The 20,376-nt window shown below is 60.2% G+C and carries 19 protein-coding genes; 15 read left to right on the forward strand and 4 right to left on the reverse strand.

Going from position 1 to position 20,376, the window contains the following annotated elements; all coding sequences use genetic code 11:
• Positions 1–27: 27 nt before the first annotated feature.
• On the reverse strand, positions 28–1,119 hold the full coding sequence (gene aroC / locus BLT00_RS24290) for a chorismate synthase (RefSeq protein ID WP_003204486.1): 1,092 nt from the start codon (positions 1,117–1,119) through the stop codon (positions 28–30).
• 142 nt (positions 1,120–1,261) lie between these two features.
• Between aroC and BLT00_RS24295 the strand changes: the two genes are divergently transcribed.
• Together BLT00_RS24295 and BLT00_RS24300 are read left to right on the forward strand one after the other, a co-directional pair.
• Positions 1,262–2,227 (forward strand): alpha/beta hydrolase, encoded by a 966-nt coding sequence (locus BLT00_RS24295; RefSeq protein ID WP_092147770.1) that lies wholly within the window; start codon positions 1,262–1,264, stop codon positions 2,225–2,227.
• A gap of 107 nt (positions 2,228–2,334) precedes the next feature.
• The gene (locus tag BLT00_RS24300; protein ID WP_063324822.1) at positions 2,335–3,123 is read left to right on the forward strand and encodes a hypothetical protein; all 789 of its coding nucleotides are present in this window, start codon (positions 2,335–2,337) and stop codon (positions 3,121–3,123) included.
• Between the two features lie 183 nt (positions 3,124–3,306).
• On the opposite strand, the gene prmB is transcribed toward BLT00_RS24300, so the two are convergent.
• Positions 3,307–4,215: a 50S ribosomal protein L3 N(5)-glutamine methyltransferase gene (gene prmB / locus BLT00_RS24305; protein ID WP_003204491.1), complete on the reverse strand. Its 909-nt coding sequence runs from the start codon at positions 4,213–4,215 to the stop codon at positions 3,307–3,309.
• Between the two features lie 254 nt (positions 4,216–4,469).
• Between prmB and BLT00_RS24310 the strand changes: the two genes are divergently transcribed.
• The 5 genes from BLT00_RS24310 (at position 4,470) to BLT00_RS24330 (ending at position 7,241) form a co-directional block, all read left to right on the forward strand.
• Complete coding sequence (locus BLT00_RS24310) at positions 4,470–5,060, forward strand: cysteine hydrolase family protein (protein ID WP_003204493.1); 591 nt, start codon at positions 4,470–4,472, stop codon at positions 5,058–5,060.
• Positions 5,061–5,190: 130 nt separating this feature from the next.
• A complete protein-coding gene (locus BLT00_RS24315) occupies positions 5,191–5,511 on the forward strand; it encodes a hypothetical protein (RefSeq protein ID WP_063324821.1) in 321 nt (106 codons plus the stop codon).
• 73 nt (positions 5,512–5,584) lie between these two features.
• The gene (locus tag BLT00_RS24320) at positions 5,585–6,142 is read left to right on the forward strand and encodes a Smr/MutS family protein (RefSeq protein WP_092147899.1); all 558 of its coding nucleotides are present in this window, start codon (positions 5,585–5,587) and stop codon (positions 6,140–6,142) included.
• 77 nt (positions 6,143–6,219) lie between these two features.
• Complete coding sequence (folE, locus tag BLT00_RS24325; protein WP_072348971.1) at positions 6,220–6,765, forward strand: GTP cyclohydrolase I FolE; 546 nt, start codon at positions 6,220–6,222, stop codon at positions 6,763–6,765.
• A gap of 104 nt (positions 6,766–6,869) precedes the next feature.
• Positions 6,870–7,241: a glutathione S-transferase N-terminal domain-containing protein gene (locus BLT00_RS24330; protein ID WP_092147896.1), complete on the forward strand. Its 372-nt coding sequence runs from the start codon at positions 6,870–6,872 to the stop codon at positions 7,239–7,241.
• Positions 7,242–7,320: 79 nt separating this feature from the next.
• Here BLT00_RS24330 and BLT00_RS24335 read toward each other — a convergent pair whose 3' ends face one another.
• A complete protein-coding gene (locus BLT00_RS24335) occupies positions 7,321–8,487 on the reverse strand; it encodes an aminotransferase-like domain-containing protein (protein WP_092147767.1) in 1,167 nt (388 codons plus the stop codon).
• An 81-nt stretch (positions 8,488–8,568) separates the two neighbouring features.
• Here BLT00_RS24335 and BLT00_RS24340 point away from each other — a divergent pair, with 81 nt between their 5' ends.
• From BLT00_RS24340 to BLT00_RS24360, 5 genes are all read left to right on the forward strand, one after another.
• Complete coding sequence (locus tag BLT00_RS24340) at positions 8,569–9,015, forward strand: MarR family winged helix-turn-helix transcriptional regulator (RefSeq protein WP_092147764.1); 447 nt, start codon at positions 8,569–8,571, stop codon at positions 9,013–9,015.
• Positions 9,016–9,348: 333 nt separating this feature from the next.
• A complete protein-coding gene (locus BLT00_RS24345; protein ID WP_063324817.1) occupies positions 9,349–10,698 on the forward strand; it encodes an NCS2 family permease in 1,350 nt (449 codons plus the stop codon).
• 63 nt (positions 10,699–10,761) lie between these two features.
• The gene (locus BLT00_RS24350) at positions 10,762–11,391 is read left to right on the forward strand and encodes a LysE family translocator (RefSeq protein WP_092147762.1); all 630 of its coding nucleotides are present in this window, start codon (positions 10,762–10,764) and stop codon (positions 11,389–11,391) included.
• 121 nt (positions 11,392–11,512) lie between these two features.
• Complete coding sequence (locus BLT00_RS24355) at positions 11,513–15,229, forward strand: calcium-binding protein (RefSeq protein ID WP_175456243.1); 3,717 nt, start codon at positions 11,513–11,515, stop codon at positions 15,227–15,229.
• A 174-nt stretch (positions 15,230–15,403) separates the two neighbouring features.
• On the forward strand, positions 15,404–16,993 hold the full coding sequence (locus BLT00_RS24360) for a hypothetical protein (RefSeq protein WP_139199629.1): 1,590 nt from the start codon (positions 15,404–15,406) through the stop codon (positions 16,991–16,993).
• A gap of 96 nt (positions 16,994–17,089) precedes the next feature.
• Here BLT00_RS24360 and uraH read toward each other — a convergent pair whose 3' ends face one another.
• Positions 17,090–17,443: a hydroxyisourate hydrolase gene (gene uraH, locus BLT00_RS24365; RefSeq protein ID WP_063324814.1), complete on the reverse strand. Its 354-nt coding sequence runs from the start codon at positions 17,441–17,443 to the stop codon at positions 17,090–17,092.
• A gap of 413 nt (positions 17,444–17,856) precedes the next feature.
• On the opposite strand from uraH, the gene puuE reads away from it, so the two are divergent.
• From puuE to alc, 3 genes are read left to right on the forward strand one after another with little or no spacing between them, the layout of a single operon-like run.
• Positions 17,857–18,798: an allantoinase PuuE gene (gene puuE, locus BLT00_RS24370; RefSeq protein ID WP_063324813.1), complete on the forward strand. Its 942-nt coding sequence runs from the start codon at positions 17,857–17,859 to the stop codon at positions 18,796–18,798.
• Complete coding sequence (uraD, locus tag BLT00_RS24375) at positions 18,795–19,310, forward strand: 2-oxo-4-hydroxy-4-carboxy-5-ureidoimidazoline decarboxylase (protein ID WP_092147756.1); 516 nt, start codon at positions 18,795–18,797, stop codon at positions 19,308–19,310. The genes puuE and uraD overlap by 4 nt, the downstream gene beginning before the upstream one ends.
• 54 nt (positions 19,311–19,364) lie before the next feature.
• Complete coding sequence (gene alc, locus BLT00_RS24380; protein ID WP_092147753.1) at positions 19,365–20,360, forward strand: allantoicase; 996 nt, start codon at positions 19,365–19,367, stop codon at positions 20,358–20,360.
• Positions 20,361–20,376: the final 16 nt, after the last annotated feature.

Here is a 20,376-nt window from a genome sequence, read left to right on the forward strand (position 1 = left end):
AGGCCACGGCGGTCGGCAGGCCAACCATCAAAGCTGCCCCAGCACCGGGGTGCTGACGCGGACGTCGGCGTTCTGGCCGCGATGACGCAGCAGGTGATCCATCAACACGATCGCCATCATCGCCTCGGCGATGGGCGTGGCACGGATGCCGACGCACGGGTCATGACGGCCCTTGGTGATGACGTCCACCGGGTTGCCATGGATGTCGATGGAGCGGCCCGGCGTGGTGATGCTGGACGTCGGTTTCAAGGCCAGGTGCGCCACGATTGGCTGGCCCGAGGAAATGCCGCCGAGGATACCGCCGGCATTGTTGCTCAGGAAACCTTGCGGAGTCAGTTCGTCACGGTGCTCGGTGCCGCGCTGGGCGACACAGGCGAAACCGGCGCCGATCTCCACGCCCTTCACCGCGTTGATGCTCATCAGCGCGTGGGCCAGCTCGGCGTCGAGGCGGTCGAAGATCGGCTCGCCAAGGCCCGGCATCACCCCTTCGGCGACCACGGTGATCTTCGCGCCGACCGAATCCTGGTCCCGGCGTAGTTGGTCCATGTAGGCCTCGAGTTCCGGCACCTTGTCCGGGTCGGGGCAGAAGAAGGCGTTCTGCTCCACCGAGTCCCAGGTCTTGAACGGGATTTCGATGGGGCCCAACTGGCTCATGTAGCCACGGATGACGATGCCCTGGCTGGCCAGGTACTTCTTGGCAATCGCCCCGGCCGCCACGCGCATGGCGGTTTCCCGCGCCGAACTGCGACCGCCGCCACGGTAATCGCGCTCACCGTATTTGTGATGGTAGGTGTAGTCGGCGTGGGCCGGGCGGAACAGATCCTTGATGGCCGAGTAGTCCTTGGACTTCTGGTCGGTGTTGCGGATCAACAGGCCGATGGCGCAGCCGGTGGTGCGCCCTTCGAACACGCCAGAGAGGATTTCGACTTCATCGGCTTCCTGGCGCTGGGTGGTGTGGCGGCTGGTGCCGGGCTTGCGGCGGTCCAGGTCACGCTGCAGGTCGTCCAGGGAAATCTCCAGGCCCGGCGGGCAGCCGTCGACAATGGCGACCAACGCCGGGCCATGGCTTTCGCCCGCGGTGGTGACAGTGAACAGCTTGCCGTAGGTATTGCCGGACATGCAGGGTGCTCCGTGAAATCGCTGAGAGACTCAACCTTGGATTCGTAATGGGCGCCAGTATACGCAGGCTCCCCGCGTAGTTCATCCTCGAACCTTATCGGCGGCCACCAGTCCAACCGGCACCTTCGCAACTAATGGCGTGATGATGTTAAAGCTGCTTGCTCTAAGCCTTACCTTGTTCACCGGCCTGCTTTCCGGCGTGGCCCAGGCCACGGTGCTGCAACGCCCCATCAGCCTCGATACAGGCAGCGGTGAGCTTTTCGGTACCTTGTTGCTGCCCAAGTCCGACACGCCGGTGCCGGTTGTTCTGATCATCTCCGGGTCAGGTCCTACGGATCGCGACGGAAACAACCCCGACGGCGGACGCAACGACAGCCTCAAGCGCCTGGCCTGGGTGCTGGCCAGGCACAACATCGCCAGCGTGCGCTATGACAAGCGTGGGGTGGCCGCCAGCCTCGCGGCGACCCCGGACGAGCGCAACCTGAGCGTCGAGGCCTATGTGGCCGATGCCGTGGCCTGGAGCCACAAGCTCGCCGCCGATCCGCGCCTGGGCCCATTGATCCTGCTGGGCCACAGCGAAGGCGCGTTGATCGCCAGTCTCGCCGCGCCCCAGGCCAACGCGGCGGCGGTGATTTCACTGTCTGGCAGCGCCAGGCCGATCGACCAGGTGCTGCGTCAACAATTGAGCAACCGCTTGCCACCGCCGCTGATGTTGCGCAGCAACGAGCTGCTCGACAGCCTCAAGGCCGGTCGGCCCGACGATAACGTGCCGGCACAACTGCTGGTCATTTTCCGCCCCAGCGTACAGCCCTACCTGATCTCGTTGTTCCGCCAGGACCCGGCCCGGGCCTTTGCGGCATTGAAGATGCCAGCCTTGATCATCCAGGGCAGCAACGATATCCAGGTCAGCGTCGATGACGCCAGGCAGTTGAAAGCCGCCAAGCCCGACGCTGAATTGGCGCTGATCGAGGGCATGAACCACGTGATGCGCATCGTGCCCAACGACGTGAAACGGCAACTGGCCTCCTACAAGGATCCCAACCTACCCCTGGCGGCCGAGCTGGGTACGCGGATTTTGCGTTTTATTGACTCGTTAGCCGCCCGTTAGGCGGTTTTAGTCGATTTAGCTTCAGTACTGGCAAAAACAGCCGATAACCCGGTGTCGGATAGCGCAATGGCTACCGACCCGCCGGCCTGGACAGGATTTTTGCCGTTATGACTGAAACTCAAGCTTCCCCCGACACCGCTGCCGAAGCCCCCGCCTCGTCTGCGGTGGAACTGCCGTGGGCCGACGTGCATACCGAGCATCACAAGATGCTCCGCCTGGCGCCGCTCAAGACCGACCGCGCCACCGGTGCGCGGCCATTGCGGTTTGTCGAGTTCAGCTATGCCGAGCGCCACAGCAAGGAACGCAGCCTGCTGCGCATGAGCATCCAGTTGCCGAACCAGCGTGTGCGCAAGGAACAGAATCACTTGGACGTCTGGGCGGACCACGTCGAGAAACGCCTGTTTTTTTCCCCGGACAACCTGCAAGTCGAGCCGTCCAACCGTGGCATCGGCCGTTTCCTGGCGGCCCAGGGCATTACCTGGGCCAAGAAACGCTGGTCGGCCTACCAGGTGCACGGCACCGACCTGGATAACAAGGACGCCCTGAACGAAGACACTCGCCTGCGCCGCGACCGCTTTCTCAAAGCCCAGGGTTTCGAGGTGGTCTACGCCGACGCCCAGCACCTCAAGGGCAGCGTCAAGCCAACCCACGTTGGTGATCTGCTCGGGGACTGGAACACCGAGAAGCTGCAGTTCGTGGAAATCCTTGAAGCGGCGCAGATGCTGCAACAGGCCGAGCAGAACCTGGCGGAACAGGAAGTCAAACTCAAGCAGCAGGAAGAAAAGGTCACCAAGTTCAAGCGCGAAGACGCCGGCCTGCGCTTCACCATCACCTGTCTGGTGGCCTTTGCCATGTTCCAGGCGGGGTTGCTGATCTGGATTGCGACGCGGCACTGATTGCCAGCGGCTTGCCCACACACCCCTGTGGCGAGGGAGCTTGCTCCCGCTCGGCTGCGCAGCAGCCGTAAATCCGCCGGATGCGACGGGCCTGAAAAATCACCATGCGTGGGTTTCGGGGCTGCTGCGCAGCCCAGCGGGAGCAAGCTCCCTCGCCACAAAAGCCGCTCACCATCGATCGGGTCAAACCCGCGAAGCAAACAACCCCTGGTGCTGGCGGCACTGCTCGGCGCTGAGCATGAACACGCCATGACCACCGCGTTCGAAGTCGAGCCAGGCGAAATCGACTTCCGGGTACAACGCCTCGACGTGCACCTGGCTGTTGCCCACCTCGACAATCAATAATCCCTTCTCGGTCAGATGATCGGCCGCCTCGGCCAGCATCCGGCGAACCAGGTTCAAGCCATCATCGCCACAGGCCAGGCCCAGCTCCGGTTCGTGCTGGTACTCCTGCGGCATGTCGGCGAAATCTTCCGCATCGACGTAAGGCGGGTTCGACACGATCAAGTCGAAACGTTGCCCCGGCAGACCGTCGAAGCCATCGCCCTGGACCGTGAACACGCGCTCGTCGACGCCATGGCGCTCGATGTTCTGGTTGGCCACTTCCAGCGCTTCGAACGACAGGTCGGCCAGCACCACCTCGGCCTCCGGAAACTCATAGGCACAGGCAATGCCGATGCAGCCGGAACCGGTGCACAGATCAAGAATTCGTGCCGGTTCCTGGCCCAGCCACGGCTCGAAATGCTTTTCGATCAGTTCGCCGATGGGCGAGCGCGGAATGAGCACGCGCTCGTCGACGATGAACGACATCCCGCAGAACCAGGCCTCACCCAACAAATAGGCGGTTGGCACACGCTCTGTGATACGCCGGCGCAGCAGGCGCTGCACATGAACCAATTCTTCGTCTTCAAGACGGCAGTCCAGGTAGCTGTCGGCAATTTCCCATGGCAGGTGCAATGCGCCCAACACCAGTTGCCGGGCTTCATCCCACGCATTGTCGGTGCCATGGCCGAAAAACAGATCCTCCCCATGGAAACGGCTGACGGCCCAACGGATATGGTCGCGCAGGGTACGGAGACGAGAAGTGATCACGGCGGCAAACTCCAGAAAAATCGACGGGCGAGTCTACCAGTCAAACGCGACCCCACCCAAACACGCCCCGATGACGAACGAAAAACCCCGGACCAATCGTAGGAATTATCCGTTTTTTGATCAGCCTATTGAACAAGATGAGCATCTTGACAAGGCTGTAGGCCAGCAACGGCGGCCCTTGCGATGGAAGCGATTCACAGAACCGCTCAGCCAGAGGACAATGTCGCAAAAGCCCCACTCGAAGGAGCCCCAGAATGTCCGTTCCAAAAACGATGTTTCAACTCAGCGGCCGTGGTTATGCAGCGGCCAATCTGAGTCAAGCGACCCTGATCATCATCGATGCCCAGAAAGAATACCTCGCCGGCCCCCTGGCCCTGAGCGGCATGGATGCAGCCGTCGCGAACATCAAGCAATTGCTCGGCGCGGCCCGTGCAGCCGGTCGGCCAATCGTGCATGTGCGCCACCTGGGCACCCATGGCGGGCTGTTCGATCCACAAGGCGAGCGCGGGGAGTTCATTCCCGGCCTCGAACCCCAGGCCGACGAAACCGTGATCGAAAAGCTACTGCCCAGCGCCTTCCACGGCACCGAGTTGAAAAAGCGCCTGGAAGACTTCGGCCCCCTGGACCTGATCGTGTGCGGGTTCATGAGCCATTCCAGCGTCAGCACCACCGTGCGCGCCGCCAAGAACCTGGGCTTTCGCTGTACCCTGGTGGAAGACGCCTGCGCCACTCGCGACCTGCCGTACAAGGGCGGCGTCCTCAGCGCCGAACACGTTCAGCAGACCGAAATGGCGATCATGGCGGACAACTTCGCCACCCTGGCGTTGACCCGTGACTTCATCTGATTCGCCTTGATGAGCGGCCACTTTCGCCGCTCATCCGCAAAAGCCTCGCATTTGCCGCAATTGCCCTACCTTCAGGAACAACCCGAACATCTTCCGGTCGAAGGGCCGATACCCATTGAGGAAGGTCGGAATGAAGTTATCCGATGGTTTTGACGCACGTCGCTTGCGGCCCAAGGGCCCGAGCAACTGGCGGTTTCGTTTTGGCGCGGCAATCGCCGCGCTACTGGCAACACTCGGTGTGTTGCTGGCCATGGCCGGTGCGGCCAGCCTGCTGGGCCGCCCGCCCGCTCTGGGCGAATTGAATGCCACCCCACTGGGTTCGGCGATCATCCTGGCGATCGGTCTTTTCGTGTTGTTGCTGGGCGTCTGGCTCTGGCGCCGCTGCCGCCGTCGCGCCCGCCAATCCCTGGAGCTGGCCATGGCTCCGCACCTGATGAAAAAGCACGACTGACCCGCCATCCGACGTTTTGTCGCGCCTGATCCCGCCAGAGTTGGGTAAACTGGTCGGCTTCGCGGAGGCTGACATGCAAAACGACGACTTTTCCCTGTTCAAAAGTGCGATCCAGGGCGTAAAACCGATCAAGCACGACCGCGCCGAGACCGGCAAGCCCAAGGCCGACCGCGCACAAATCGCCAAGCTGCGCCAGGCCGCTACCGTGCGCACCGACGCCACGACCGTGGATGGCTTGTCCGATCAGTTCGTGATCGACGTCGGGCCGGAAGACGAGTTGATGTGGGCACGCGACGGTGTCCAGGAAAGCCAGATGCGCAAGCTGAAGGTCGGCCAGATCCCCTTCGAAGGCAGCCTCGACCTGCACGGCATGACCGTGGAAAAGGCCCGGGAAACTCTTTGGGCGTTCCTGGCCGAAGCCACGAAATTCGAAATCCGCTGCGTGCGCGTCACCCATGGCAAAGCCGTGCGCCTGGACGGTAAGCGGCCGATGATCAAGAGCCACGTCAACACCTGGCTGCGCCAGCACCCGCAAGTGCTGGGCTTCACCTCCTGCCAGGCAAAACACGGCGGCGCCGGAGCGGTGTACGTGATGCTCAAGCGCACCATGATGGAAGGTCGCGACGAATAGCCCTCGATTGCCGAGCTTGCAGCGCCGTGTCCGCCACCGTACCCTTGCCCTTTGCGTAAAATCCCACAGGTAGTTTCATGTCTCTGGAACAGAATTATTCCGCGATCCTCGGCCAATTGGGCGAGGACGTTTCCCGCGAGGGCCTGCTCGACACGCCCAAGCGTGCTGCCAAGGCCATGCAGTACCTCTGCCGCGGTTATGAACAGACCCTTGAAGAAGTCACCAACGGTGCCTTGTTCAGCTCCGACAACAGCGAGATGGTGCTGGTCAAGGACATCGAGCTGTACTCGTTGTGCGAACATCACCTGCTGCCTTTCATCGGCAAGGCTCACGTGGCCTACATCCCGAGCGGCAAGGTGCTGGGGCTGTCGAAGGTCGCGCGCATCGTCGACATGTATGCCCGTCGCCTGCAGATCCAGGAAAACCTCAGCCGCCAGATCGCCGACGCGGTCCAGCAAGTGACCGGTGCCTTGGGCGTGGCGGTGGTGATCGAGGCCAAGCACATGTGCATGATGATGCGCGGTGTGGAAAAGCAGAATTCCTCGATGATCACCTCGGTGATGCTCGGCGAGTTCCGGGAAAACGCCGCCACTCGCAGCGAATTCCTCAGCCTCATCAAGTAATCCGCCGCATGAAGAAAACCGGCATTGATCGCCGGTTTTTTTTCGCCTGTGAAAAATCAGGTAAGCTGCGCGCCCTCTTCTTCCCTGCCGCGAGGCTTAATACCGTGATCGTCAAAGCGCTTCGGGTTGGCTTGGGCCAGCTCATCATCTTCATCGACTTCATCACCCGCCCGGGCAAGAAAAAGCGCCCGGCCGAGGCCCAGGCGCAGGTCGAGCAGGCCGCTCGCAGCCTGACGCTGTATCAGTTCCACGCCTGCCCGTTCTGCGTGAAAACCCGCCGCACCCTGCGCCGCCTCAACGTACCGGTGGCCCTGCGCGATGCGAAAAACAACGCGCAGGATCGCCAGACACTGCTGGAACAAGGCGGCCGGATCAAGGTGCCGTGCCTGCGGATTGAAGAAAATGGCGAGACCACCTGGATGTATGAGTCCAAGGTGATCATTGAGTATCTGGACAAGCGGTTCTCGGCAGCCTGACCATTTTCCACCGTGACGACTGGCCCCATCGCGAGCTTGCTCGCGATGGGGCCCGGACAGCCACCGTAGAATCCTGATATCAAGCCGCTTTTGCCGCCAACGCCTCCCGCACCACCCCCGCCAAGCGCTTGAGCCCTTCATCCAGCCGCGCCGGGTCGATGTGGCTGAAATTCAAACGCAAGTGCCCCGGGTGCTGGTCCGGCTCGGGGAAAAAGGGCTCCCCCGGCATGAACGCCACGTCGGCAGCCAGTGCGGCGGCGAGCAAGGTGCGGGTGTCCAGCGGTTGCTTGAGGGTCAGCCAGAAGAACAGCCCGCCCTCGGGCACGTTCCAGTCCGCGAGGTCGGTGAAATGCTTCTCCAGCGCGGCCTGGAACCGATCGCGGCGGTCTCGGTAAAAATCCCTCAGCTCACTCAGATGGCGACGGTACTGCTCGGTGCCGATCCATTGCAGCGCTTGCCATTGGCCGATGCGATTGGTGTGCAGGTCCGCTGACTGCTTGAGTCGCAGCAGATGCGGGAACAGATCCGGGCTGGCAATCAAATAGCCTACCCGTAGCCCCGGCAACAGGGTTTTCGACACGGTGCCGGTGTAGATCCAACTGGCCTTCTTCAAGCGACTGACGATCGGCGTGGCGCTGCCGCCATCGAACGTCAGCTCGCGGTAGGGTTCGTCCTCGATCAGGGTCACGCCAAACTCATCCAGCAGCGCCGCCACGGCATCGCGCTTGGTCTCGCTGTAGCGCACCGCCGAGGGGTTCTGGAAGGTCGGAATCAGGTAGATGAACGCCGGCCGATGCCGCTCCAGCCGAGCCCGTAACGCTTTCAGGTCCGGACCGTCGGCTTCCAGGGGCACCGTGATGCAATCGGCGCCAAACAGCTGGAAAATCTGCAACGCCGCCAGGTAAGTGGGCGCTTCCAACATCACTTCAGTCCCAACGTCGATGTGCAGCTTGGCCGCCAGGTCAAGGGTTTGCTGGGAGCCGCTGACCACCAGCACCTGACTCGCCTCACAGGCCACACCCAGCGCCCGCGCCTGGGCCGCCAGGGCTTCGCGCAGGGCGGGTTCGCCTTCGCTCATGCCGTACTGGCCCATGGACAAGGGCATGGCCGCCCATTCCACTTTCGGCAGCATGGCTTCGGCCGGCAGGCCGCCGGCGAACGACATCACTTCAGGGCGCTGCGCCGCCGCGAGGATTTCTCGAATCAAAGAACTTTTGAGGCGCGAGACACGTTCGGAAAAAGCCATGGGGTCACCTGTAGCGGGGCACGGGAGGAATGAGTCAAACTGGTTGACCGAAATTACGCCGCCCCGTGTAGATACGTCAATATGCTTGACCTTAAAAACCCAACTTCCCAACAAATGGCCATGGAAGCGTTCTTCTTCGGTTACCAGGCGTTCACCGCCAAGGCCGATGAAATGCTCGAGCGCCGCGGGTTGAGCCGGGTGCACCAGCGAATCGTTTTTTTCATCGCCCGCTACCCGTCCCTGAGCGTGAAGGAGTTGCTGGCGGTTCTTGGCGTGAGCAAGCAAGCGCTGAACATGCCGTTGCGGCAGCTGATGGAAATGCACCTGGTGAACAGCGTCGCGTCCGAGACCGACAAGCGTAAACGGCTGCTGGAACTGACGGCCGAGGGCGAGCGGTTCGAACAGGCGTTGCGGCGTGAGCAGGTGAAATTGCTGGAGCGGGTGTTTACCGAGGCTGGGGAGGCGGCGGTGAATGGCTGGTTAGCGGTAAACCTGGCACTGGGGAAGGGACAGGTGGCTGTCGACTGAGTTTCCTCCGCAAGCTGTGTATTGCCCGGTCTATCGCCATCGCGGGCAAGCCTTGCTCCCACGGAGGGTCTCAGCGGACGCTCGCTGTGGGAGCAAAGCGTGCTCGCGATAGCGCCCGCAACGGCGATATATCCCTATCGCCCGACATTTCGTCGACAACACAGAAAACATTATTTGCATTATTTGTATACAAAAGCATAATTCGCTTCGTGCGAGTTCCTGACCAATAGGTCAACATACTTCGCCAGCCTTACCTGCCTCAGCGCATCGCAACCACCCCCAGGGCGTATGCGGTGCTGGAAATAACAATAAGACTCTTGAGGAGTACTCGCTGTGGAAAGCCGCAAACCCGAAGCCCGGACGCTGGACCTCTCGCCGCCGCTACGCAGTGGCTGGCTGGAGCGCATCTTCAAACTCAGCTTGCATGGCACCACGGTGAAGACCGAGCTGATTGCCGGCCTGACAACCTTCATCACCATGGCCTACATCATCTTCGTCAACCCCAACATCATGGCCGACGCCGGCATCGACCACGGCGCCGCCTTCGTCGCCACCTGCATCGCCGCGGCCCTGGGTTGCCTGCTGATGGGGCTGTACGCCAACTGGCCGGTGGGCCTGGCGCCAGGCATGGGCTTGAACGCGTTCTTCACCTACACCGTGGTCGGGACCATGGGCTACAACTGGGAAACCGCGTTGGGCGCGGTGTTCATTTCCGGTGTGCTGTTCATGATCCTGACCCTGTCACGGGTGCGCGAGTGGCTGCTCAACAGCATTCCAGTGAGCCTGCGGTTCGCCATGGGCGCGGGGGTCGGCTTGTTCCTCGGACTGATCGGCCTGAAAACCGCCGGGATCATCGTCGACAGCCCCGCGACCCTGATCAAGCTCGGCTCGTTGCGTGAGCCCGGTCCATTGTTGGCCGCGGTGTGCTTCCTGATGATCGCCGTGCTCAGTTATCACCGCGTGTTCGGCGCGATCCTGATCAGCATCATCGCGGTGACCCTGGCCGGTTGGGGCCTGGGATTGGTGCAGTACAACGGCGTCATGTCGACACCACCGAGCCTGGCTCCCACCTGGATGGCGATGGACGTAGCCGGTGTGTTCAACGTCAGCATGATCAGCGTGGTGCTGGCCTTCCTGTTCGTGCACATGTTCGACACCGCCGGCACCCTGATGGGCGTTGCCCAGCGCGCCGGCCTGGTGAAAGCCGACGGCAAGATCGAGAACCTGTCCCGCGCCTTGAAAGCCGACAGCGCCTCCAGTGTATTCGGCGCCATGGTTGGCGTGCCGCCGGTGACCAGCTACGTGGAAAGCGCCGCCGGTGTAGCGGCGGGTGGCCGGACGGGGCTTACCGCCGTGACCGTCGGTGTGCTATTTATTGCCGCCATGTTCTTCGCACCGCTGGCCGGGATGATCCCGGCCTACGCCACGGCCGGCGCGTTGATCTACGTCGCCATGCTGATGATGGGCGGCATGGCCCATATCGAATGGGACGAGGCGACCGACAGTATCCCGGCCATCGTCACGGCCATCATGATGCCCCTGACGTTCTCGGTCGCCGACGGTATCGCCCTGGGTTTCATCACCTATGTGGTGCTCAAGGCCGGCACCGGTAAACACAAGGAAATCTCCGTCAGCCTGTGGGTGCTCTGCGCGATCTTCATCGCCAAGTTCATCTTCTTGTAAGCGATACACCTAGCCACCCGCCTCATCCCTTGGATGAGGCTTTTGCACCTGAGGACCCACGCAATGAATCTGGAAACCTGGCTGTTGTTCAGCGGCGCCGCCTTGGTGGTGATCCTCATCCCCGGCCCTCTGTCGCTGTTGATGATCGGCAATAGCCTGAACTACGGCCTGCGCCGCTCGTACCCGGCGTTCCTCGGCGGCGTAATCGCCTCGATCTGCCTGTTGAGCGCATCGGCGCTGGGGCTCGGTGCGTTGTTGATGGCCTCGGAGCAACTGTTCAGCGCCCTGAAGATCGTTGGTGCGCTGTACCTTTTTTATCTAGCCTGGCAGAGCTGGCAGCAGTCGCGCCAACCCGCCCAAGGCGCCGAAGTGCCCCAGGCCGCAGCCGTCCCACGCTTTGGCGCCCTCTTCGGCCGGGCGTTCGTGCTGGGCGCCAGCAACCCGAAGGACATCCTGTTCTTCGCCGCGTTCCTGCCGCAATTCTTGAGCGCCGAGCAAGCGTTCCTGCCGCAACTGTTGATCATGATCGCCACCTGGACCGTACTCGACCTGCTGTGCAAGCTGGCCTACGGTCTCGGCGCCCACGGCGCGGCGCGGTACTTGCGTACGGGAAAAGGCCAGAGCTGGTTCAATCGCATCAGTGCCGGATTATTTAGCGGCGCGGGCGCAGCCTCTTTACTGTCCAGTCACTGAACCCGTCGTTTTTCATGTCGGGCTTTCGCAAAACACCGCAACAACCAATCGATGTACACCCTTCAGGAAAACACCTTAGATAGAGGGCCATTCACATCATCGTTGAACAAGGACGTTCACAATGACCAAGGTTTTCTATCCCTCCCCTGTTTCTGACGAGCACGCCGTAGTCATTACGGACCTGGGCTTTCATGCCAATGAGCACACCGTCGAAACACTCGATTTCAGGGTGGCCGATGAGACGCCGCTCAGCGCCGAACACAAGCATCGGCAGGCCCAACTCGATGTCGTGGATAAACTTTATGGCCCACTCTCTATCGGCACCGTGAAGGTGACCCGTTCAGCCCTGGATGCGTTGGGCGCCACGACCGATGGACAACCGCTGACAGGGGACAATACTTTTTTCCGCACCCCCAATCGCTTTTTCTTGAACTCGCTGCAGTTCAGCGCCGTTGACATCGAAACGCGTATGACGATCACCAGCGATGTGGACGACTATCGGTTACCCACTTTGCTTTTCGAAATGGCGAGTCAACGTTCGCCCACGGCGCGCCCCTTGTTGAAAGAAAGTCCTGATACACAGGCTGAACCAACCGGGTATCGAAGCACGCTTGAAAAGCTTTTGAACGCCGCCCAGAGACTCAACCTCCATGCGCTCTCGCAAACCATGAGTTGGGTGAGCCAAGCGAAGAGCAACCTCCTCATCCCAACGGGCCTTGGCCTCCAGGCCTTCGGCATCTACAGCGGTCTGCGAGGCCTGCAGGACGCCATCCAGAACAAGGACGCTTACCAGACGGTCTTCAACGGGGCCGGCGTGGCGGCCGAGATGGCCTCGATCGGGGTCGAGGCAGCGGTGACCCGACAAGCCACTCAGATGATCAAGGCCGGCCAGAGCGCCCTCAGGGATTTCGCCAAAACAGGCTTCGCCATAAGGCTCGCCCGTGGAAGCAGCCTGATCGCCAGCGTACTGACACTGCCTTTCGATATCATCGCCGCTGTCGACTCTTTCAAGGCCGCCGCCCGCGCCACCGGCAAGGAAGCCACCGACCACTACGTCAGCGCCGCCTTGAGCGTCACCAGTGCGGCCATGAGCTTGACCCTCGGCATCGCCGCACTGGCAGGCTTCAGTTCAGCCGGACCCGTGGGCCTTGCCGCGGGGCTTATCCTGGTGGTGGGATCACAAATCTGGGGCGCGATTCGTCAAGTCGATGAAATCGACGACTATATCGAACTCACCGCGCACGAGCGCCTGCGCACCGGTTGGCTCGCTTTCTGGGCAATCAGCCCTGATAAAGACATCCAGGATCGCTACACCCTCGCCAAGGCGACCGCCGAACATACCAAGCGGCTGCGGGCCAATGCCTTGTACTTGCTCAAGGGCCCGTTGAAAGACAGCACTGAGGCGATCGTAAACGGAGCATTCACCGTAGAACTCGAACCGGTGACCTACACCACTTGGAATTGGTGGACGGGAGAACAATACCAGGCGACCACAGTACGTCCCAGGATCAAGGACAGCGACGACTGGATCGACGCGCGAAGTGGCGTTACTGCTCAGACGCCCGGCGCAGTCATTGAAACGTCGGCGGAAGATAAAGGCATCCATTGGTATATCGGCGGTGGCGACGACACGGTTCTAGGCGTTGAAAACCAGCCAAATGTCTTCCATTACGGGGCGGGCGTTAAAAAACTGACCGGCGGCGTGAAAGATGACGTTTTCATCTTCGAGGGCTCGGCAGAGTCTCTCAGTGGAGGACAAACAACGAATACCCTGGTGGGAGGCCTGGGCAACGATACGCTCATCTTATCAGGTCGCACCCGCAATAGTCAGGAGCCGCGCCTGGGCTATCAGGTCGACCTGGAGGCCGGGCACGTATCCGTCATCACTCAAGCCAGTCATCAAACAGAGAGCGAACACACTCCCCATGCGCGCCTTGAAGGCATTGAAAATGTCGAAATCCCCGAGGGCGGTGCCAACGTCATCAAGGGTAGCGCCGGCCCGAACATTATTAAATCCCGCGGCAATGACTCAATCGAGGCCGGCGCGGGAAATGACCGGATTTTTCTCCTGAATGGAAACAACCGTAATGCAGACGGTGGACCTGGCGATGATGTCTATGCCATTGCACATAAACCCGGTTGTGTCTCCATCAGCGAAGATGGCGTAGGCAACAGCGTCATCGCTCTGGACTGGAGAGCGGACCTGATTGAAAGCTGGCGAATAGAAGAAGGTCACTTGGTTATGACGTCCTGCTTCGACGCAAACGACTGGGCGCTTCGAAAAGTCATCATCAGGAACGTCTATGAAGACATCGATTATCCAAGCCCCCTACAAAACAATAAGCTGACGTTCATCACCCAGGATGGCTACCATTTGGTACCCGACCTGCCTGACACGATCGAGCACCGCGGTCCGCTGGACATTGAAGCCATCGTGGTGCAGGCAGGAACACCACGAAACCCGGCCATCCTCAATGGACGAAGCGAGCAGCAGATCGCCCATGACAAAGACACGAGTTTTTACGTTTCACGCATCAATGAACTCACCACGCTCAAGGTCAAGCAAAAAAGCAAATTCTCCACCACCCTCCATCTGGACTATAGCGACGCTGAACTGACCCGTATCGAAGCCCATTACAGCGCCCACGCCACTCAGGAAGCCGAAGGGGATACCGTAAAATACGGCGAATGTGGCCTGACATTACACTTTGGCGTTCGCCGAGTCGTCTTGAAGAACCTGGCAAGTTCCGATGAACGTTATAGCGCGCAAAACCCGCAGACAGGGCGGCGTGCATTTTCCGCCTTGGGTTCGCATCACACGTTCATTCTGGTCATGAACGACGGCTCATCCTACCGCCTGGTCCAACCCTCGCCTGACTATGATCTGTTGCTGGACAAAACATTCATCGGTAAAGACCCGGTCGAGTGGAAAACAGAAGCGTCACGGGCACTCACACCGACGAGAAAGCACTACGCCTACCTACAGCCCTTGGACAAGCATCCCCACTACATGCGCAGTTGGGCAGCCTGCGCCCTGCTCACATCCCCTACCGAACAGACAGGCATCGAAGTCCTGATTGGCGAAGGCGCCACCTACCTTGTTCACTTGAGCCCGGACATGACGCTACGCCTGTCCACGCCGGGCGCGCTGGCCGGCGCCAATCCTCGACTCCCCCGGGCCTCGCTATGGGAATTCGACGCCCGGCACCTCGGGCCAGTTGAGATCACGTTTTCCTCCAACCTGCTGCGGATCGGCACAGCAATCATTCATCTTCCAGTCCATGAAGCTGGAGACCTTGTCGACCAGATACGCGTCATCACCGCACGAGGCGTTGTCCATGCTGTCGACAGTCTGTTCGAGCGAGTTTATGTAGAAGCGCTCGATGGCCGGTACTTTGTCCCACTCGCCGATCCCAGCGCAGTGTTGCCCAGCGAACTGTCCAGCCTGGCATCCGAAGAACTGAAGGTCCTTCACATTGCTGTCAAGGATGGGTCTCCCGGCAACTTGAGCTATAACCTCAAAACCCGCCAATGGATCCTCGACACCGATAAGTCCCGAGTCATTGAGACGGCGGACCTGAGAAAAACAGACCTGTGTGAACACGCCCTCCAGATCTATCAGGACCTGGCCCGCGATGGCCTCAGCCAGACCCCACCCATGGGGGATGAAGCCCTGCGTTCGTTGCGTGGCAAGTGCGTGGAATTGATGGAGAGCGTCACATTGGCACACTCGGTGATGTTTGCCCGGGCGCTAGCCCTGAGCGCGGTCTTCGGCATCAGGCTTTCGCAAATGGGCTGGCTCCTCTCATTGGCTGAGCCCTCTCCCGAACAGATATAGGCTTCAGGCATCTTTTCGAAGTTTTTTCCAGACGCCATACATATGTACCGCATCTGCCTGTTGGTTTTCCACGAACATTCTCAAGCCCTGGGCCTGCCCGCTATGCGACAGGCCGCTCGCTTCATGGCCGCATGAATCAACACTATTTTTCAAACTCAAGAACAGGCATTTTCAATGAGTCCAAGACAAAACACCCGGCCCAAGCCGCCAAAGTCGCCCCCCGATACACCTCACTCCAGCCGCGATACGACAGCGGAAACAACGCTCGCAAACCCAGTGAGGGGAGAGGGGATCGATCCACCATCCGTCTCGCCAACCGAGCACGCGATCGAAACGCCTGAATCTTTGCTCTCGACCATTCAGATATCCGAAATGGCATCACCGGCCACCATCCGTGAAGCCCCTGCCTCGGTATCGCTGGACGACTACTACCTTTCACCCGAGCTGGTGCCCATGTTATCGGAGCCGGACGCAACGTCTGGGATCCGGACGTTCAGGACACGCACTTACGTCGAGCTTTCAGAGGGTGGGACGGTGCTGCTTGGACGCGATTCCGAACAGAACTACAGGGCCCGATCAGGCATCGAACTCGTCGCTTCCGGACCACGCCTGGAGCAAGTGGAAGGCAGCCACCTATGGCGTCAGATTCCGCACCGAGAGGCGATGCACGACGATGATTCCGATCTTGCTTCCACGCCCCATAGGCTATCGGATGATGAGGCGTCGCCAGTGACCGCGCCTAAGCGTCAGCGCGCGACGACCTCACAAAGCGAAGCACCTGGGCAAAGCGCCCCGGTATTCAGTAAGAATTGGGGGATCGACCCAAGATTCATGGTGTCCGAGTTCATCACCCTGGACAACGTCCACTACAAGGTGGTGACACGCAGCGACGCGCGAGAACATCCGATCGCCTACGTTCAGCCGCCCACTCATCCCACCTATGATTTTGACCTGTTGGAAGCTACCCTCCGGCATACGCCTGACGAGCAGCCCCGAGGCGCAATGCAAATCCCACCGGATAACCAGTGGGAAATTGACGCCCGGCTTCCCTTTGAAAAACCACTGACGGCTTACGTCAGGGATTGTTTTCCAGAAGTCACGACAGTCACCTTGGAAAACATCGCAAGAAAGCAATTCGAACTCGCCAATAACGGACCGTTCGCCGATGCCGCGGGCTTGACCGCGCTGCGCCAGATTTTCAACGGCTGGAAAAACGCCAACCTCGCGCCGCATCCGCAATGGTCCGATCCGCTCTTGATGCTGCCAACGCTTGCGACCACGGCCTCCTCCAGAGGGGCTGCCCGCTCGATAACCCTGCCCGCCCCATTTTCGACGGGGACGCTGGAGCGGCTGGATTTTGATCCCATGCGGTTCCAGCGACAGTGGCTTTCTTTCCAGTCGACGTACACACCCGTGGAGTTCAAACGCTTTATGGCCGCCCTTCTGACCCGCAACGGCTACACGGTCATGGAGCCAAGCTCCTACAATAGTTTCCCGGCATTGGTATTCCAACGCGCCGAGCATGACCATGTATTTTTCATGAGCCTGCATCGCACCAGGATCCCAAAGATTTCCCTGCCAACGTACCTGGACCCCAATACAGCCGGCGTCCTCCTGGAAAACCAGCTCGGCGAAGCCGCGGCGAAAGTCGTCAGGGACGCCCACGCTGCCAACAAAATCATCTGGCTCAAAGGCGGTACTGAAATCCGTCCAGGCATTGCCGACACGGTCTTCATCATCCGGGATGACAATTCCAGGCTGTAAATACGCCGCGCAAAAAAAGCCCGCAGTGTGAGCGGGCGAAAAACCAAAGAAGCTTTATGCGCAGTGGCTTCCAGGACCAGGCAGTTGCTTGGGGGCTCAACTGCCTCGATAGGTTGAATAGGCGTAAGGCGAAATCAGCAGGGGCACGTGGTAATGCTCCTGCTCGGCCGAAATGCCGAAGCGCAGCACCACCACATCCAGGAACGCCGGCTCGGACAACTGGACACCACGGGCGCGGTAGTAATCGCCGGCATGGAATTGAATCTGATAGACGCCCGAACGGTAGTTATCCCCTTGCAGCAGCGGCGCGTCGCAGCGACCGTCGCTGTTAGTCAGCGCGCTGGCGACCAGCTGCAGTTGCGAACCTTCCACGCGGTACAACTCGACCTTGATCGAGCTGCCCGGGCAGCCGTGTGCAGCATCCAAAACGTGAGTAGTCAAACGTCCCATTGATTGTGCGTGCCTCGCTGCTGGGCAGTCCGGCGCGACGCCTCCTGAATCAGTTGAAAGACAGGCCGCACCGTTTCGGAGCACGAAACACTACGGCGATGAGCGAATTAAGACACTTTAAAAGAAAATTGTACACAATAAAAAACAGATATTCAGTCGGCACTCGTCCCGACAAAGGTTCCCGCCCAATCTTAAGCCAAACCAACGGATACGCCATTCTTCCAACCATTAATTGACCATATGGGCAGGTTTCTTGCAGTGTAGACAAACCCGGGACAGCGGTGAAAAATGCAAAAAACCAGGCTTACAAATCGCATATAAAGTTGTATACAATCACTCCATCGTCGTGACGCCAGCCTATGATCCATCGCCAGGGCGCCACCCACATGGTTCGAACAAGAAGGAAAACTGCAGTGAGCGCTGACTACCCACGCGACCTGATCGGTTACGGCAATAACCCTCCCCATCCGCAGTGGCCGGGCAATGCCCGTATCGCCCTGTCCTTCGTGCTCAATTACGAAGAAGGCGGCGAGCGCAACATCCTGCATGGCGACAAGGAATCCGAGGCGTTCCTCTCGGAGATGGTCGCGGCACAACCGCTGCAGGGCGAACGCAACATGAGCATGGAATCGCTGTACGAGTATGGCAGCCGTGCCGGGGTCTGGCGGGTCCTCAAGCTGTTCAAGGCATTCGATATCCCGCTGACCATTTTCGCCGTGGCCATGGCCGCCCAGCGCCATCCGGAGGTGATCCGTGCCATGGTCGCCGCCGGTCACGAAATCTGCAGCCACGGCTATCGCTGGATCGACTACCAATACATGGATGAGGCCCAGGAGCGCGAGCACATGCTCGAAGCGATCCGCATCCTCACCGAAATCACTGGCGAGCGCCCGCTGGGTTGGTACACCGGTCGCACCGGCCCCAATACCCGCCGGCTGGTCATGGAGGAAGGCGGTTTTCTCTATGACAGCGACACCTACGACGACGACCTGCCCTACTGGGAACCGAACACGCCCAATGGCAAACCGCATCTGGTGATCCCCTACACCCTCGACACCAACGACATGCGCTTCACCCAGGTGCAGGGTTTCAACAAGGGCGATGATTTCTTCCAATACCTCAAGGACGCCTTCGACGTGCTGTATGCCGAAGGCGCCGAAGCCCCCAAGATGCTCTCCATAGGCTTGCATTGCCGCCTGATCGGCCGCCCTGCCCGCCTGGCGTCCCTCAAGCGTTTCCTCGAATACGTCAAAGGCCATGAACACGTCTGGTTCAGTCGTCGTGTCGACATTGCGCGTCACTGGCAGCAGACCCATCCGTATCAAGGGGCTTCGAAACCAGGAGCGTCGAAATGAGCGCCTTCCAGACCCTCAAGCCCTCGACCTTGAGCCGTGAAGCCTTCATCCGGGCTTTTGCCGACATCTACGAACATTCGCCATGGGTCGCCGAAAAGGCTTTCGACCTGGGCCAGGACCTGTCGATCGACCAGATCGAAACCCTGCACCAGCGCATGAGCGACATCCTGTTGAGTGCCGATCACGCCAGCCAGCTGGCACTGATCAATGCTCACCCGGACCTGGCCGGCAAAGCTGCCGTCCAGGGCCAACTGACCGAAGCCAGCACGAACGAACAGGCCGGCGCCGGTATTCATCAATGCACGGCCGAAGAGTTTCAGCGCTTCACCGAGCTGAACGACGCCTACAAGGCCAAGTTCAAGTTTCCCTTCATCATGGCGGTAAAAGGCAGCAACCGGCATCAGATCCTCGCGGCGTTCGAAACGCGCATCCATCACTCGGTAGACACCGAATTCAAATGCGCGCTGGCAGAGATCAACAAGATCGCGTTGTTCCGACTACTGACCCTTTAGCGAGCAGCCTCCTGCAAGCATCCCCAGCCAACTTATTAAAGGCAGACAAGAAGAATGAAAGCTTACGCCGTACCTTTCGAGAAGTTCGTCAACCTGGCCGACGCCCGCCTCGGCACCAAGATCATCTCGGTCACCGATGACTGGTTCGCCGACGCCAACCGTCTGTTCCAGCCGACCCCGGCCGTGTGGAAGGAGGGCGTGTTCGACGACAACGGCAAGTGGATGGACGGCTGGGAATCGCGGCGCAAGCGCTTCGAAGGCTACGACAGCGCAGTGATCCGCCTGGGCGTGGCGGGTTCGATCAAAGGCGTGGACATCGACACCTCATTCTTCACCGGTAACTATCCCCCGTCGGCCTCCCTCGAAGCCTGCTTCCTGACTGAAGGCGAGCCAGACGAAAACACCCAATGGACTGAAGTGCTGTCGGCCGTCGAGTTGCAAGGCAACAGCCACCACTATCACGAAATCAACAACGACCAGGCCTTCAGCCATCTGCGTTTCAATATTTACCCCGATGGCGGCGTGGCTCGGTTGCGGGTCTACGGCATTCCGTACCGCGACTGGTCGGCCGTGGGCGACAACGAACAGATCGACCTGGCCGCAGCCCTCAACGGAGGCCGTGCCCTGGCCTGCTCCGATGAACACTTCGGCCGCATGAGCAACATCCTCAACCCGGGTCGTGGCGTCAACATGGGTGATGGCTGGGAAACCGCCCGTCGTCGCACCCCGGGCAATGACTGGGTCATCGTCGCCCTGGGCCACGCCGGCATCGTTGAGCAAGTCATCGTCGACACCCTGCACTTCAAGGGCAACTACCCCGACAGTTGCTCGATCCAGGGCGCGTTCGTCAAGGGCGGCACCGACAGCCAGATCGAAACTCAATCGCTGTTCTGGCGTGAGCTGTTGCCCAGCCAGAAACTGGAAATGCACGCCGAACACACCTTCGCCGAGCAGATCAAGGTCCTGGGACCGATCACCCACATTCGCCTGAACGTGTTCCCGGATGGTGGCGTGAGTCGTCTGCGGGTGCTGGGCAAGATAGCGAAGTAGACACCGCACCTGTGGC

It is taken from the genome of Pseudomonas sp. NFACC51, from assembly GCF_900103575.1.
GTDB lineage: Bacteria > Pseudomonadota > Gammaproteobacteria > Pseudomonadales > Pseudomonadaceae > Aquipseudomonas > Aquipseudomonas fluorescens_Q.

Bases quoted from the DNA above. Each gene is read 5' to 3' on its own strand.
- alc (WP_092147753.1), top strand. From the start codon at position 19,365: ATGAAAGCTTACGCCGTACCTTTCGAGAAGTTCGTCAACCTGGCCGAC.
- BLT00_RS24335 (WP_092147767.1), bottom strand. From the start codon at position 8,487: ATGGCTTTTTCCGAACGTGTCTCGCGCCTCAAAAGTTCTTTGATTCGA.
- BLT00_RS24320 (WP_092147899.1), top strand. From the start codon at position 5,585: ATGCAAAACGACGACTTTTCCCTGTTCAAAAGTGCGATCCAGGGCGTA.
- BLT00_RS24295 (WP_092147770.1), top strand. From the start codon at position 1,262: ATGATGTTAAAGCTGCTTGCTCTAAGCCTTACCTTGTTCACCGGCCTG.
- BLT00_RS24315 (WP_063324821.1), top strand. From the start codon at position 5,191: ATGAAGTTATCCGATGGTTTTGACGCACGTCGCTTGCGGCCCAAGGGC.
- BLT00_RS24340 (WP_092147764.1), top strand. From the start codon at position 8,569: ATGCTTGACCTTAAAAACCCAACTTCCCAACAAATGGCCATGGAAGCG.
- BLT00_RS24360 (WP_139199629.1), top strand. From the start codon at position 15,404: ATGAGTCCAAGACAAAACACCCGGCCCAAGCCGCCAAAGTCGCCCCCC.
- uraD (WP_092147756.1), top strand. From the start codon at position 18,795: ATGAGCGCCTTCCAGACCCTCAAGCCCTCGACCTTGAGCCGTGAAGCC.
- BLT00_RS24310 (WP_003204493.1), top strand. From the start codon at position 4,470: ATGTCCGTTCCAAAAACGATGTTTCAACTCAGCGGCCGTGGTTATGCA.
- BLT00_RS24300 (WP_063324822.1), top strand. From the start codon at position 2,335: ATGACTGAAACTCAAGCTTCCCCCGACACCGCTGCCGAAGCCCCCGCC.
- BLT00_RS24350 (WP_092147762.1), top strand. From the start codon at position 10,762: ATGAATCTGGAAACCTGGCTGTTGTTCAGCGGCGCCGCCTTGGTGGTG.
- folE (WP_072348971.1), top strand. From the start codon at position 6,220: ATGTCTCTGGAACAGAATTATTCCGCGATCCTCGGCCAATTGGGCGAG.
- uraH (WP_063324814.1), bottom strand. From the start codon at position 17,443: ATGGGACGTTTGACTACTCACGTTTTGGATGCTGCACACGGCTGCCCG.
- aroC (WP_003204486.1), bottom strand. From the start codon at position 1,119: ATGTCCGGCAATACCTACGGCAAGCTGTTCACTGTCACCACCGCGGGC.
- BLT00_RS24355 (WP_175456243.1), top strand. From the start codon at position 11,513: ATGACCAAGGTTTTCTATCCCTCCCCTGTTTCTGACGAGCACGCCGTA.